The 13,780-nt window shown below is 71.1% G+C and carries 10 protein-coding genes; 8 read left to right on the top strand and 2 right to left on the bottom strand.

Translation table 11 applies throughout. From position 1 onward, the window contains the following. Positions 1–268 precede the first annotated feature (268 nt). Together ACGFYN_RS07590 and ACGFYN_RS07585 are read left to right on the top strand one after the other, a co-directional pair. Positions 269–949 (top strand): DUF6082 family protein, encoded by a 681-nt coding sequence (locus tag ACGFYN_RS07590; protein ID WP_393864813.1) that lies wholly within the window; start codon positions 269–271, stop codon positions 947–949. A gap of 376 nt (positions 950–1,325) precedes the next feature. After that, on the top strand, positions 1,326–2,417 hold the full coding sequence (locus tag ACGFYN_RS07585) for an NAD-dependent epimerase/dehydratase family protein (RefSeq protein WP_393864812.1): 1,092 nt from the start codon (positions 1,326–1,328) through the stop codon (positions 2,415–2,417). A 19-nt stretch (positions 2,418–2,436) separates the two neighbouring features. Here ACGFYN_RS07585 and ACGFYN_RS07580 read toward each other — a convergent pair whose 3' ends face one another. Both ACGFYN_RS07580 and ACGFYN_RS07575 read right to left on the bottom strand, forming a co-directional pair. Then, the gene (locus ACGFYN_RS07580) at positions 2,437–3,678 is read right to left on the bottom strand and encodes a PucR family transcriptional regulator (RefSeq protein ID WP_393864811.1); all 1,242 of its coding nucleotides are present in this window, start codon (positions 3,676–3,678) and stop codon (positions 2,437–2,439) included. 2 nt (positions 3,679–3,680) lie between these two features. Then, positions 3,681–3,833, bottom strand: a complete 153-nt coding sequence (locus ACGFYN_RS07575) for a hypothetical protein (RefSeq protein WP_393864810.1) — start codon at positions 3,831–3,833, stop codon at positions 3,681–3,683. A gap of 164 nt (positions 3,834–3,997) precedes the next feature. On the opposite strand from ACGFYN_RS07575, the gene ACGFYN_RS07570 reads away from it, so the two are divergent. From ACGFYN_RS07570 to ACGFYN_RS07545, 6 genes are all read left to right on the top strand, one after another. Then, positions 3,998–4,984 carry a DUF3068 domain-containing protein gene (locus ACGFYN_RS07570; RefSeq protein WP_393864809.1) on the top strand — a complete coding sequence of 329 codons (987 nt, stop codon included), beginning with the start codon at positions 3,998–4,000 and terminating at the stop codon, positions 4,982–4,984. Between the two features lie 193 nt (positions 4,985–5,177). Further along, positions 5,178–6,329: a glycosyltransferase family 4 protein gene (locus ACGFYN_RS07565; protein WP_393864808.1), complete on the top strand. Its 1,152-nt coding sequence runs from the start codon at positions 5,178–5,180 to the stop codon at positions 6,327–6,329. A 47-nt stretch (positions 6,330–6,376) separates the two neighbouring features. Beyond that, positions 6,377–7,129 (top strand): class I SAM-dependent methyltransferase, encoded by a 753-nt coding sequence (locus ACGFYN_RS07560; RefSeq protein ID WP_393864807.1) that lies wholly within the window; start codon positions 6,377–6,379, stop codon positions 7,127–7,129. Further along, the gene (locus tag ACGFYN_RS07555; protein ID WP_393864806.1) at positions 7,126–11,640 is read left to right on the top strand and encodes an alpha-(1->3)-arabinofuranosyltransferase family protein; all 4,515 of its coding nucleotides are present in this window, start codon (positions 7,126–7,128) and stop codon (positions 11,638–11,640) included. The genes ACGFYN_RS07560 and ACGFYN_RS07555 overlap by 4 nt, the downstream gene beginning before the upstream one ends. Then, positions 11,637–13,025: a condensation protein gene (locus tag ACGFYN_RS07550; RefSeq protein ID WP_393864805.1), complete on the top strand. Its 1,389-nt coding sequence runs from the start codon at positions 11,637–11,639 to the stop codon at positions 13,023–13,025. The genes ACGFYN_RS07555 and ACGFYN_RS07550 overlap by 4 nt, the downstream gene beginning before the upstream one ends. Beyond that, the gene (locus tag ACGFYN_RS07545; protein ID WP_393864804.1) at positions 13,022–13,756 is read left to right on the top strand and encodes a methyltransferase domain-containing protein; all 735 of its coding nucleotides are present in this window, start codon (positions 13,022–13,024) and stop codon (positions 13,754–13,756) included. The genes ACGFYN_RS07550 and ACGFYN_RS07545 overlap by 4 nt, the downstream gene beginning before the upstream one ends. The last annotated feature ends 24 nt before the right edge of the window (positions 13,757–13,780 follow it).

Below are 13,780 nucleotides of genomic sequence, written 5' to 3'. Positions count from 1 at the left end.
TGACTGTCCGTCAATGTACGGGCGCACGTGTGGCGCACCGGGGCATCGGCCGATGCACGTCATGCATCGGCCACCGCACCGGCGGCGTTTGAGAACGCCCGAAGCCGCTTCGTCCGGTCTCATGTTCATCAGGGTTTCTAGCAGCTCATCCGCGGCCCTCGTGTAACGAAGACCGAGTACACGCGTCCCGAAATACGCCGTTTCTCCGAACACCGTCACGGGCATTCACCTCACGCCCGACGGGGGGCGTCAAAGGGGGGCTGCCGTAATGATGGAGCGATTCAGGCAGTTCATCGCAACGACGGGCGCGATCCTGGCGGCTTGCCTGGGATGCGCGTTCGTCAGCGTGCTACTCGTTCAGATACCCGCGCTGCAGCGTGACAGCAGCAGCAATGCCGGACAGGCTTTCGGCGCGGCTTCCGCGGCGAGCACCACAGCGGCCCTGTTCTACATGGCACGCACCATGCGGATGCAGAAGAAGGAATCAGAACTGCAACGCCTGGCACTACAGTCGCAGTTGGAGGCGCTGGAAGAACAGTGCGATGTCGCGGGGTTGTCACGCAGTGAACTCCACCGCACCTCGGAGGCCCTGATCCGCGGTCTCCACATGTCCATATTGAAGATGGCCATGGACGACCCTGAACTCGCCGCCACGTGGCCATCGTTCGAACGGGACGAGTCGGCTTCGACGAACCGCCAGCGCCTGTACATGAATCAGGTCCTGGGCCTCCAGCTCCTGGCAATGGAGATGGGGTACGAAGAGCGTCACATCGAGGCGTCGATGAGGTACCTCTTCAACAATCCACTGTGGTGTGAATTCTGGGAGAAGCGCCGAATGGATCGCGCGCAGAACATTCCACCGGACACAGCCGAAGGCGAGTTCTCTCTCATCGCGGAACGGGCATACCAGGCAGCCGTCAGCGCCATACCGCTCCGGAGGAACGGGTAGTCAGGACTCAGGAATGTCCGGCCGGGCATCGACGAGCACTTCTCGAGGCAGGACAACCAGTCGCTCACCGGGACCGACCCCCGCGTCGCTCGGCAACAGGCCCCGGATCTCCTCAGTCATCTCCAGGCCGATAACCGCAAAACGCCCGTCGCTCAATTCGAACACATCCGGACAATTCGAGTCAGTGAGGCACCCACGCGCTTGTGGCGCCTTACCGAGACGGCGAAATACCTTCAATTCGGACGCTCCGGGATATTTGACAGCGGCGAGCGCGACTGTAGCACCAGGAGAGGCTCAACGTTCAAGTGGGTCGAATGTGTTTGGTGTTGCGCCTCCCGCCTTCCCTTCCGCCCGCACCCTGCAAGACCCTGTACACGTGGCCGACATCAACGACACCCAAAGCGACGCACCCGTCCTGGTGACCGGAGGCAGCGGCTTCGTGGGCAGTCATCTTGTGCTGCGGCTGCTGGAGCGGGGGCGGCCGGTGCGGGCCACCGTGCGTAGCACCGCCGACGCCGTCAAGGTGGAGCCCCTCGTGGAGATGCAAGCCCGCTTTCCAGGGCAGCTCGACCTGTTCGAAGCTGATCTTCTGGTCGACGGGGCCTTCGACGAGGCGATGAAGGGGTGCGAGGCCGTTTTTCATGTGGCCTCGCCGTTTCTCATGCCGGAGAAGATCAAGGACGGGCGGCGGGACGTCGTCGAGCCCGCGCTTCTCGGGACGCGGAACGTGGTCGGGAGTGTGGAGCGGACGCCCGGTGTGCGGAGGTTCGTGTTCACCTCGACCGTGGGGGCCGTCTTCGGCGACTACTCCGACGTGCTGGAGATGGAGGGGCAGGTGCTGCGGGAGAGCTACTTCAACACCACCAGCACAGTGGAGAACAACCCGTACCACTACGCCAAGACCGTTGCGGAACAGGCTGCTTGGGAGACCGCAAGGGCGCAGGAGCGATGGCGCATGGTCGCCGTGAACGCCGGGCTCGTGCTCGGCCCCTCCCTCACGCCCGCCTCACAGTCGGGCAGCCTGTTCCTGCTCGACGAGCTCTTCAAGGGCTACTTCTTCTACGGCGCCCCCGACTTCAGCTTCACCACGGTCGACGTCCGGGACCTGGCGGACGCCCACATCGCCGCGGCCGAGACGCCGGACGCGCAGGGGCGGTACATCGTCGCGGCGGAACGGATGACCTCCTTCCACGAGATGGCACGCGCCCTTCGGGGACGGTACCCCAGGGATCTCCGGCTTCCCCGAACTCGCCTCCCGCACTGGCCCGTTCGTGTCCTGGGCCCCGCCTTCGGGCTGACCCAGGACTACATCCGAAAGCACCTCGGCATCAGGTTCGAGGTGGACAACAGCCGCAGCGTGCGCGAACTGGGCATCACCTACCGGCCCGTGGAGGAAACGCTGCTGGACCATTACGCCGCCTGGCGGGCACAGCGGCAGCGTCATCGGCAGCGGCGGTCCGGCCGGTGAGCCGTCGCCGGCAGACACCTCACCGCCGCCCCGCCTCCCCCAGCACCCCCCTCAACCGCTGTGCCCTCAGGACCAGTTCGAGCTCGAAGCGGCGGTCGGGGTCGTCTATCTCGTCGCCCCACAGCTCGCGGATCTGGCGCAGCCGGTAGCGGACCGTCTGAGGGTGGACGCCCAGCCGGGCGGCCACTTCCGGCGCCCCGCCCCGGGTCTCCAGCCAGGCCAGCAGCGTCTCGGCGAGCCGGCGTCCGTGCGTCGGCCCGCAGTGCGTCAGGGGCGCGAGGCACCGCAGCGCCAGGTCGTCGATCAGCTCCTCGGGCTGGAGCAGCACCAGCGCCTCGGTGTGCTCGGTGCAGTACAGGACGTCCCCGGCGGGCAGCAGTTTCCGTTCCATCAGACGGACCGCCGCCTCGGCCCAGCGCAGCGACTTCGCCGCGTCGGACAGCGGTACGGGTGGACCGATCGCCCCGGACCAGCCGGTCAGCGCCCGGTGCAGTAATTCGGGCCGGCCCGCCGCGTCCGGTTCGGGGACGACCATGCGGGGCTGCTCGTACTCCATGTCGAGCAGCACGCCCTGTCCGACGGCGGGCGCGACCGCCTCCCGGGCCGGGCGGAGCAGCACGCCGACCGCGACCTTCTTCGGCAGCGGCCAGCCGACCCGCGCGGCCCGCTCGGTCAGCGCGTCGGCCGGATCGCCCCGGTGGTGTTCGGCCAGCAACAGCTCCATCAACCGCTTCTGCAGCCGCAGGCGTTCACCGGCCTGCCGGGCGGCCGCCTCGGCGTAGCCCCGTACGGACTGATCGACCAGGCCGTCCAGGTACTCGTAACCCGCGTCGACGAGTTCGTACATCGCGGGCGGCGGGATCTCGACGCGCTGTCCGATCTCGGCGAAGCGGCGCCAGGCAAGGCGGACGCCCATCCGGTAGATCGCCTGGAGCGAGTCCAGGGACCGGCCGTGCAGGCCCTCGCCACGCCCGAACTCCTGGAACACACCGGGCGGGACCGAGGGACGCCCCTCCGACTGTTCCAGGTGCTGGACGAAGACCTCGATGGCGCGGCGGATGCCGACCAGGGCCATCGGCTCGCCGGACTCGTCCAGGACGACGGGCAGATGGGGGTACTCGCGGCGGATCTCGCTCAGGATCTCCTCGGCGAGCGAGGGTGCCTCCGCCATGGCGATCGCGGCGAAGCGGCGGACCTGCAGACGCGGGACGTCGTGCCAGGCCGAACGGGTCGTGACAGCCGGGGAGCGGGCGGGCGTCACCGTCAACTCCCCTGCTGGGCATGCTCGTAGGTGATCAACGGGGTGTTGGGCTGGTCGGGGGTCGCCTGGAGCAGCGCGACGATGCCGAGGGCCGCGCCAACGGCGAGGGCCGCGGCGGCCACGACGGTCAACACGGCGGCGAGCAGTCTGGACATCGCAGGGTCAGCCTCTCTGTCCGAAAGGTCGTGCCCACCCGGCGGTCCCACCCCTGCCTGTCGAGCCAGTTTCGACAAGCATTGACACCGCGTCAAGAGGCGCCTACGGTCTCCGGCCACATGGAGCGGCCCGAACTGGAGACATCCACCCCCCTGGAGTCCGGATGCGCCGTACAGCCTCCCCCCTTTCGCTGACCCTTCTGGGACTCGGCACGTTTCTGCTGGTCCTGGCGCCGATGCTGGTCTGGTACGTCGAGCCGCGGGCCGCCGTGAACCCGATCGACATCGACACCACGGCCGTCTACAGCGGCACCGGCAGTTACTTCGACACCGACGCGATCGCGACCCTGCACGACAAGCGGATCACGGTCACCCAGCAGGTGCGCGGCAACGTCAAGGACAGCGAGAAGAGCGGCCGGGCGGTGTGGGACGTGACGACGACGGTCGACACCGACAAGTCGCTGCCGGCCGCCGATCCGCACGACGCGCTGGAGTTCTTCCTGAACCGGTGGGTGACCGACCGGCACACCAACGAGCCGGTGCACTGCTGCAAGGAGAACCCGTACTTCGAGGGCGACTCCTATCTGAAGTTCCCCTTCGACGTGCACAAACGCTCCTACACCTGGTGGGACAACTCCCTCGGCGACACGGTCGTGCTGCACTACGCGGGCACCAGGAAGGTCCAGGGCTACACGGGTTACCGGTTCACCGGCTCGGTCTCGACGACGAAGATCGGCACGCGGCTGGTGCCGGGGACGATCGTCGGGCAGAAGAACAAGCCGCAGGTGCTGGCCGAGGAGTGGTACTCCAACCACGGCGTCCAGCTCGTCGTCGACCAGCGCACCGGCCGGGTGCTCTACGCCCAGGTCGGCCCGCGCCGCACGCTGCGCGCGCCGGGCTCCAAGAAGGACGCGGTCGTGCTGCTGGACAGCCGGAAGCTGGCGTTCACCACGGCGACGCAGAAGGACCAGGTGAAGCAGGCCAAGAAGGAGAGCGGCCAGCTGCGCATGGTGGGGCAGACGCTGCCCATCGGCGCCGCTGTGGCCGGATTCGTCCTGGCGGCGGTGGGTGTGGTTTTGGTGCTACGAGGGCGGGAAAGTCGGAATCAGCCCGATTCGAGCGGAACTTCACCGGCTCAGCTCACGAAGTGACATGACGTCAGTTCTAATAAAGCCGCAAATTGTCATCCCGGTGAGTAGCCGTGGCGAACGGGTGGGCGAAAACTGTCCAACCCCACCCGAGCACAAGCTGTCCACACGCCCCGCCCATGAAGAGCTCAGTCCCCCCACAGCAAGTCCAAAAATTACCGCTGAGTTCCGCACCCTGAGACGAGTTGGAGCACCTATGCCCCAGCACGTGCCTTCCCCGCTGCGCACCGGTCACCCCTGGGCGTCGCAGCACCGTCCGGCGCACCCCCCACAACCGCGCCGAATCGTTTTCCTCGCCCACCGTGATCTGGACAATCCGGCCGCCGGCGGCTCCGAGCTGCTGGTCGACCGGCTGGCCGAGGGGCTGACCGCCCTCGGCCACCAGGTGACGCTGATCTGCGGCGGTCCCGCGGCATTCCGGGACTACCGGGTCGTGTCCGCCGGCGGGGAGTTCGGCCACTATCTGCGCGCGCGCTCCGCCTTCGCCCGTCAGGTCGGCGAGACCGATCTGCTGGTCGAGGTCTGCAACGGAATGCCGTATCTGGCACCTCTCTGGCACCGGGGCCCCACCCTGTGCCTGGTCAACCACGTCCACTCCGACCTGTGGAAGATGCGTTTCGGCGGGCCCCTGCTGCCCGCCGCGCGGCTCGGCCGAAGACTCGAGCAGTGGGCGCTGACCGGTGCCCAGCACCGGAGCCTGCTGGTCGCCGTCTCCCCCTCGACGGCGCATGCCCTGCGGGACATCGGCGTCTCGCGGGACCGTATCCGCGTCGTGCACAACGGCGTGGAGGAGCCGGGACCGCGCGCCGACCGTTCGCCGGAGCCGCTGTTCGTGGCCATCGGCAGACTCGTCGAGTACAAGCGGATCGATCTGCTCCTACGGCTCTGGGAGCGGGTGCGGCCGGTCACAGGTGGCCGGCTGGTCATCGTGGGCGACGGTCCCGAACGGGCCGGCCTGGAGCAACTGGCCGGTCCCGGCGTGGAGTTCGCGGGCCATGTGTCCGAGGAGGATAAGCACCGGCTGCTCTGTGCGGCCTGGCTGCTGCTGCATCCGTCCGCCGTGGAGGGGTGGGGCCTCGTCGTCACCGAGGCGGCCACCCGCGAGACGCCGACGATCGCCTTCGACGTGCCCGGGCTGCGGGATTCCGTCGTGGACGGCGAGACGGGGGTGCTCGCGCACGGGGAGTCGTCCTTCGCGGCCGCCTGGTGCGCGCTGGCCCTGTCCGGGCCGCGGCGGGAGGCGATGGGCAAGGCCGCCCGGGACCGTGCGGCGCGTTATCGCTGGCATCGGACGGTGAGACAGTTCCGGGCGGTTGCTTCTGAGGCGGTGAGGGGCTGGGGACCGTGACCCGTCTGCGGGTTCGTCGTGGCTGGTCGCGCAGTTCCCCGCGCCCCTTGAGGGCAGTTGCGCTCGGCCGGGGCTTCAAGGATCCGTCCTTTCGGCGCTCCCTCGCTCTCTTTCGTGCCTTTCGGCACGAGCAGGACAATCCCGTGGCCTGCTACGAGCTGCTGGCCCTCGATGCCGTCGATCAGGTCGAGGCATACGGCGGGGCCGTAGCGGGGCGGACCGTCGTGGACGTCGGCGGGGGCGGCGGGTACTTCACCGAGGAGTTCCGGCGTCGGGATGCGCATGCGTATCTCTTCGAGCCCGACGTACGGGAGTTGGGCGAGAAGCCGCCCGAGGGGGCCGTGATCGCGGACGGCTACCTGCTGCCGCTGTCCGACGGGGCCGCCGACGTGACCTTCTCGTCGAACGTGCTGGAGCACGTGGCCGATCCGCAGACGTTCCTGAGCGAGCTGGCGCGGGTGACCCGGCCCGGCGGGCTGATCTATGTCTCGTTCACCAACTGGCTGTCCCCGTGGGGCGGTCACGAGTGGGCCCCCTGGCACTACTTCGGTGCCGAGCGGGCCCGCGCCCGCTATCTGCGCCGTACCGGAAGACCCGCCAAGCACACCCTCGGCGAGAACCTCTTCGCCGTGCACATCGGCGCCACCCTGCGGCAGGTCCGCGCCCGCGACGACGTCGACATCGTCTCGGCGCGCTCCCGCTACTGGCCCTTTCTCGCGGAGACGGTCGTCAAGGCGCCCGGGATCCGCGAGGTGGCCACCTGGAACCTCCTCCTCATCCTCCGGCGGTGTCCCCCATGACGACCACGGTCCAGGCTCCTCCCCCGGCAGCCGTCCCCACCACCGCGGCCGCCTCGGGCCCGCCGGAGGGCCCGAGGTCGCGGCGCTGGCTGCTGGGGTTCTGGGCCGTGGCGTTCCTGTTGTTCGTCGCGGTGCACCCGGGCCGCCAGACCTTCGACACCAAGCTCGGAGTCACGGTCGACCCGGGTGCCTTCTTCTCCGACCTGGGGCAGCTCTGGCACGACCAGGGCTCCTTCGGCGGGATCCAGGACCAGTACGCCGGTTATCTCTGGCCGATGCTGCCGTTCTACTGGCTGGCGCACGCGCTGCACCTGCCGGTGTGGCTGGCGGAGCGGCTGTGGATGTCGCTGCTGGTGTCCGTCGCCTTCTGGGGTGCGCTGCGGCTGGCCGAGCGGCTCACCGTGGGCAGCCGCGGGTCCCGGCTGCTCGCCGCGGTGGCGTACGCGCTGTGGCCGGTGTTCACCATCGTCGTCGGCTCCACGTCGGCGGCCGTGCTGCCCGGCGCCTTCCTGCCCTGGGTGCTGCTGCCGCTGACCGACGAGCGGTACACGGCCCGGGTCGCGGCGCTGCGCTCGGCGCTGGTCGTGCCGTTCATGGGCGGCGTCAACGGCGCCTCCACCCTGGCCTCGCTGCTGCCGGTCGGGCTGTATCTCCTCTCCCGGCCGCCCGGACCACGCCAACGCAAACTGATCGCCTGGTGGGTGCCGGGCGTGATCGTGGCGACGGCCTGGTGGTGGATACCGCTGCTGATGCTCGGCGTCTACGGCGAGAACTTTCTTCCCTACGTGGAGAGTTCGCAGACCACGACGTCCACGATGTCGGCGACGGAGGGGCTGCGCGGGGCCGGCAACTGGGTCGCGTATCTGCACTTCGGCGAGGCGTGGCTGCCGGCCGGCTGGACCGTCGTCTCCTCGGTGGTCGTGATCGTCTGCTCGGCGCTGGCGGCCGGACTTGGACTCGCCGGACTCGCCAGACGCGACATGCCGGAGCGGCGGTGGCTGGTGCTGACCGTGATCTCGGTCGTGCTGGTGCTGTTCGCCGGGTACGGCGGCGCGTTCGGCGCGCCCTTCCACGGGACCGTGCAGGACTGGCTGAACGGCTGGCTGGTCCCCTTCCGCAACATCTACAAGTTCCAGACGGGCCTTGCCCTTGCGCTGGTCCTGGGCCTCGCCCATCTGATGGGCGTGGCGACCGTGCCGCGCGGTGCCCGGCGGGTGCGCGGGCGCCGCTTCGCCCCGCTGATCGCGGTGGTCCTGATCCTGCCGGGCCTCATGTGGCCGTACCTGAACGGCTCCATCCTCGGCCCCGGCTCCTTCCAGGAGCTGCCCAAGTACTGGAAGACCACGGCCGGTTGGCTGCAGAAGTACTCCCCCGACTCCCGTGCGCTGGTCGTCCCCGCCACCGCGCACGGCCTCTACAGCTGGGGCGCGCCGATCGACGAGCCCCTGGACGTCCTCGCCACGTCGCGCTGGGCGCAACGTGACTTCGTCCCCTTCGGCACCCCGGGCAACCGGCGCGCGATGGACGCCGTCGAGCAGGCCCTGGCCACCGGGAGCGATGTCCCGGGCCTGGCCGACTACTTGAGCCGGGCCGGCGTCCACTACGTCGTCGTACGCAACGACCTCGATCCCACCCAGGCCGACGCGGTGCCCACCTCGACCGTGAAGCGGACGCTGGAGCAGTCCGGCTACGAGCGGGTGACGGGCTTCGGCCCGATCATGACCGGCGGCGTCATCGCCCATGACGCGCCGCTCCAGGTGGAAGGGCTGTATCCACGGCAGCGGGCGGTCGAGATCTACCAGCCGTCCGGCTCGGACGTACCGCGACCGGGCCAGGCGCATCTGCTGCCCGTCTCCGACACAGCCGTCGTCTCCGGCGGACCTGAGTCGCTGCTGCCCCTCGCCTCCGAGCTGCGCGGCCGGCCGACCGTGCTGACCGGCGACAACCACCCCGGCCTCGGCTCGCCGCCGCTGCAGATCACCGGCGACGGGCTGCGCCGCGCGGACACGCGGTTCGGGCTGGTCACCGCCAACACGTCGTACACCTATACGAGTTCGGAGCGCAACGCGCCGGATGCCGTGCAGGACCCGGGGAAGAAGCCGCACCAGATCCTGCCCGTCACGGGCCTCGGCCATCAGACGGTCGCCCAGTTGCGCGGCGCCCGCTCGGTGACGGCGTCCTCCAGCGGCAACTGGCTCTTCAGCCTCCCCCAGTACGACCCGGTGAACGCCTTCGACGGCAACCCGGACACGGCCTGGGCGGAGGGCTCGCCGGGTTCGCCGGACGGGCAGTGGCTGCGCATCGGCTTCACGGACCGCTACGACATGCCGTCCTCGTTCAAGGTGACCCCGCTGCCTCAGGAGAGCGTGCGCTCGGCGGCGACCAAGGTGCGGGTGGAGACCGAGAAGGGGTCGGCGACCAGCTTCCTGCGTCCGAACGGCCAGACGCAGAGCGTCAAGGCGCCCAAGGGCACGACGAGTTGGATGAAGCTGACGGTCACCGCGTCGGTGAGCCGCCACGCGGGCCTGACCGGCGCCGGCTTCTCGGAGATCGACCTGCCGCATGTGCAGGTGACCCGGCTGCTGCGCCTGCCGACGGACGCCACGGCCGCCGACGCGGCCGCCGAGCAGGTCTCGCTGCACCGCGCCGCCGACCCCACCGGCATCGCCGCGACAGGCATGGAGGCGGGCCTGCACCGGCGCTTCTCCACGGCCACGGCGGGGACGTTCGAGATCAAGGCGAACGCGGTGCCGGTGCCCGGCGAGGACCTCGACAAGCTGCTCTACGAGGTCGCCCCCGACCAGCAGACCCGCATCGTCGCGACCGCCGACTCGACGGCGCCGCTCGGCGCGGGCGTGTCGGCGCGCAATCTCACCGACGGCGACCTGACGACGGCGTGGATCGCCGGCGACCGGCCCACGATCCATCTCAGCTGGAGCGGCAAACAGCCGATCGGTGAGGTGGTGCTGGCCCCGGCGGGCGGCCTGTCCACCCGCCCGACCCAGGTGGACATCAGCTCCCCGGACGGCGCGACGATCGCCGGCGTCGACGAGAACGGCGTGGTCCGCTTCGATCCGATCACCACCGACCACCTGGACATCACGATCACGCAGACCGCGCCGCTGACCCTGCACAACCCGGTCGCCGACGATGACCTGCAGCTGCCCGTGGGCCTGACCGAGGCCTACATCCCGGCCCTGGACCAGTACCGCACCCCGCAGCCGAGCGACAGCCGGACCTTCTCGCTGCCGTGCGGGCGGGGACCGGACGTGGCGGTGGACGGCGAGCTGTACCGGACCAGCGTGAAGGGAACCGTACGGGACCTGCGCGAGCACCGGCAGGTGGCGGTGACGCTCTGTCAGCAGGGGCGTGACGACACCGGGCTGGAGCTGTCCACGGGCAGTCACCGGCTGGAGGCCGGGGACGCCGGGCCGCTCGTCCTGACGGATGTGACGCTGACCCGCGGCACGGTCACCGAACCCGCCTCCGCCGCACGGCAGTTGACGATCAGGGACTGGCTGGGCGACCGCCGCGAGGTGGCCGTCGGCTCCGGTGCGGCGACGTATCTGACGACGTACGAGAACTACAACGACGGCTGGAAGGCCACCCTGGGCGGCAAGGAGCTCACCCCGGTCCGCCTCGACGGCTGGCAGCAGGGCTGGCGCATCCCGGCCGGGGCGGGCGGCACGGTCAAGCTGTCGTACGAGCCCGCGACGACCTATGAGGGCGGACTGATCGGCGGCGCGGTGGGCCTCGCGGTCCTGGTGGGCCTGGTCGTGTGGCGCCGGCGCGCGCCGAACCCCGACCCGCGGCAGCCGGTGCCGCCGCTGCCCGGCCTGTGGCTCGGTGCGGTGGTGCTGACGGCGGTGGGCATCGTGATCGCCGGATGGCTCGCGCTGCTGGTGCCCGCGCTGGCGCTGCTCGCGTACCGGCGGCACGCCCTGCTCGTGCCGATCGCGTTCGCCGCCCTCGCGGGGGCGGGGATCGCGGCGGCCACGGGCGCCGGCGATCCGGTGGGCGCGGGCCACGGCGCGTTCGGGCACGCGGCCCAACTGCTCGCCCTGATAGGTCTGTTCGCGGGTGTGGCGGGCGTACGGGAGTCCGACGAGGGACCGGGCTCCACGGCGGTACTGCCCGTCGTACCCGCGGCGGCACCGGCGCCCGGCTCCGAGGCGCCGACCCGGCCCCTGCCGCAGCGGGTCCGGGGCGAGAGCGGCCCCGGACCGGACAGCGGCCCGGCACCCGAGGGCGGACCGCCACCCGGGGGCGGACCAGCACCCCACGGCGGACGGGCACCCGAGAGCGGCCCCCCGCCCGGCAGTGGACGGCCACCCGGGAACGGCCCGGCACATGGGAGCGGCCCGCCATCACCCGGCACCGGCACCGAGGCCCCTCCCCCGCGCCCCCGCCCCGACGCCGGGCCGACCATCTCGGCGCGCGGCCGCGGCGAGCCCGAGCCCGATCCCGACCCGCCGACCACGCGGTTCCCGAGGAAGAGCGACCCGACATGACCACACTCGACCACCCCGCCCGCGCGGACGGTCCGGCCCGTCCGCCCGGGCGCATCCCCTTCCCGGTCGTCGACGAGGTCGCCCGGCACTGCCTCCAGGAGGAGGAGCCGGAGACCGTCCACATCGAGGTACACCTGCCGGGGAGGCTGGACCGCGACCGGCTGCGCACCGCCTTAGGGGAGGCCCTGCGCCGCCACCCGCGCATCCTGATGCGGGAGGCCGCCGGCCACTGGTACCGGCGCCGCTACGAGTGGGAGCTGACCGCCGGCCCGGACGTGGAGGTGGTGAGCTTCCCCGCCGCGGGCCGCTGCGCCCTCCGGGACGCCCGGACCCGGGCGCTGACGACGGCCCCCCCGCTGTCCCTGTCCCCGCCGATACGCCTGGAGGTGGTGGAGGGGGCGGGCCCGGCGGAGGGCAGCGAGGCGACGGACGGCGTGGGCATGCCGCCCCACCGGCCCGACGAACCGTCGCCGGCACGGTCCAAGGGCACCGTCCTCTTCCTCACCATCAACCACACCGCCCTCGACGGCCCCGCCTGCCTCCGCGTCCTCGCGACCGCAGCCGAGATCTACGGCGGCCGGGACAACTCCCCCGCCGCACCCCCCGTACGCACTCCGGACGCCCCCCAGGACCCCGGCGACACCCCCTCCAACTGGTCCCCGCCGGCCCGCGTCGCCCCCGGCACGCCCGAGCCCTCCCCCGGCAACGGCATGCTCGTCACCGAACTGCCTCTCCCGCACCGCCCCAAGGGCTCCCCGTACACGGTGAACGACCAGCTCATGGTCACCACCGCCCGCACCGTCGCGCACTGGAACCGGGAACACGGCGCCCACCCGCGCCCCCTGCGCATCACGATGCCGGTGGACGACCGCCCCCGGGACGCCACGATGCCCATCGGCAACGGCACCCGGCTGGTGGAAGTCCCCTTCTCCCCCGAGGAGTTGACCGTAGACGGCCCCGACGGCATGTCCGCCCTGCTGCGCCGCACGGCGACCCGCACCCGGGCCCTGAAGTCCCTACCGCGCCCCCAACTCGGCCACGGAGCCGCCCTTCTGACCGCCCCGGTCACCCCCGTCGCCTGGCGCGCCGCCCTCACCAGGGGCCTGCGCAGAGCCGCCGCGCCCTGGACGTCGACGACCCTGCTCAGCAACATCGGCCGCATCCCCTACCCGCTGGACTTCGGCGAGGAGGCGGGCCGCGCACACGCGGTCTGGTTCTCGGCGCCCGCGCGCATGCCCCGCGGCCTCACCGTCACCACCGCCTCCACCGCCGGCCGCCTCCACCTCGCCCTGCGCTGGTCCCGCGCGCTGCTCAGCCACGGCGACGGCGCCCATCTGCGGGACCTGTTCGAGCACCACCTGCACTGCACGGAGGTGTCCCCGTGACCACCGCCCCCGTGCACCACCCGGACCTGCGCGACTTCTACGAGGACCCCGCCGTCCCCGTCGCCTCCGGCACTCCCCGCAGCCTCCGCCAGGCCCGCATGCTGGCCGCCGCCCTCGGCCCGGCCACGCGCACCCCCTGCACCGTCCTGGACATCGGCTGCGGCGACGGCACCGCGGCCGCCACAGCCGCCCCCCTTCTGCCCGGCCACCGCATCGTCGGCGTCGACTGGTCCCAGGACGCCCTCTCCCGCGCCCGCACCCACCTGACGTACGCGATCCGTGGTGAACTCACCGGCGGTGGGCTGCCGTTCAGGTCCGGCTGCGCCGACGCCGTGCTGTTCAGCGAGGTCGTCGAGCACCTGGTCGACCCCGACTCGGCGCTCGACGAGATCCGGCGGGTCCTGCGCCCGGGAGGCCATCTGATGCTCTCCACCCCGAACCTGGCCGCCTGGTACAACCGCGCCCTGCTGCTGGCCGGGGTGCAGCCCGTGTTCTCCGAGGTCAGTCTGCGCGCCGTCCACGGCCGGCCGGGCCGGGAGGTGGTGGGGCACCTTCGGCTCTACACCGCCCGCGCGCTGAGGGAGTTCGTCGCCGCCTCCGGCTTCGAGGTCGTCGGGATGAAAGGCGCGCCCTTCCACGGCGTGCCCCGCCCCCTGCGCGCCCTCGACCGGCTGGCCTGCTCCAGACCGTCACTCGCCTCGATCCTTCTCCTGCACGCCCGGAAGACCTAGAGGGGGCACACCATGTGGTGGGGA

Source organism: Streptomyces sp. NPDC048419, from assembly GCF_043200415.1.
Classification (GTDB): Bacteria; Actinomycetota; Actinomycetes; order Streptomycetales; family Streptomycetaceae; genus Streptomyces.
Note: the sequence above shows the minus strand (reverse complement) of the source record. Positions and strands in the feature narration are given on the sequence as shown.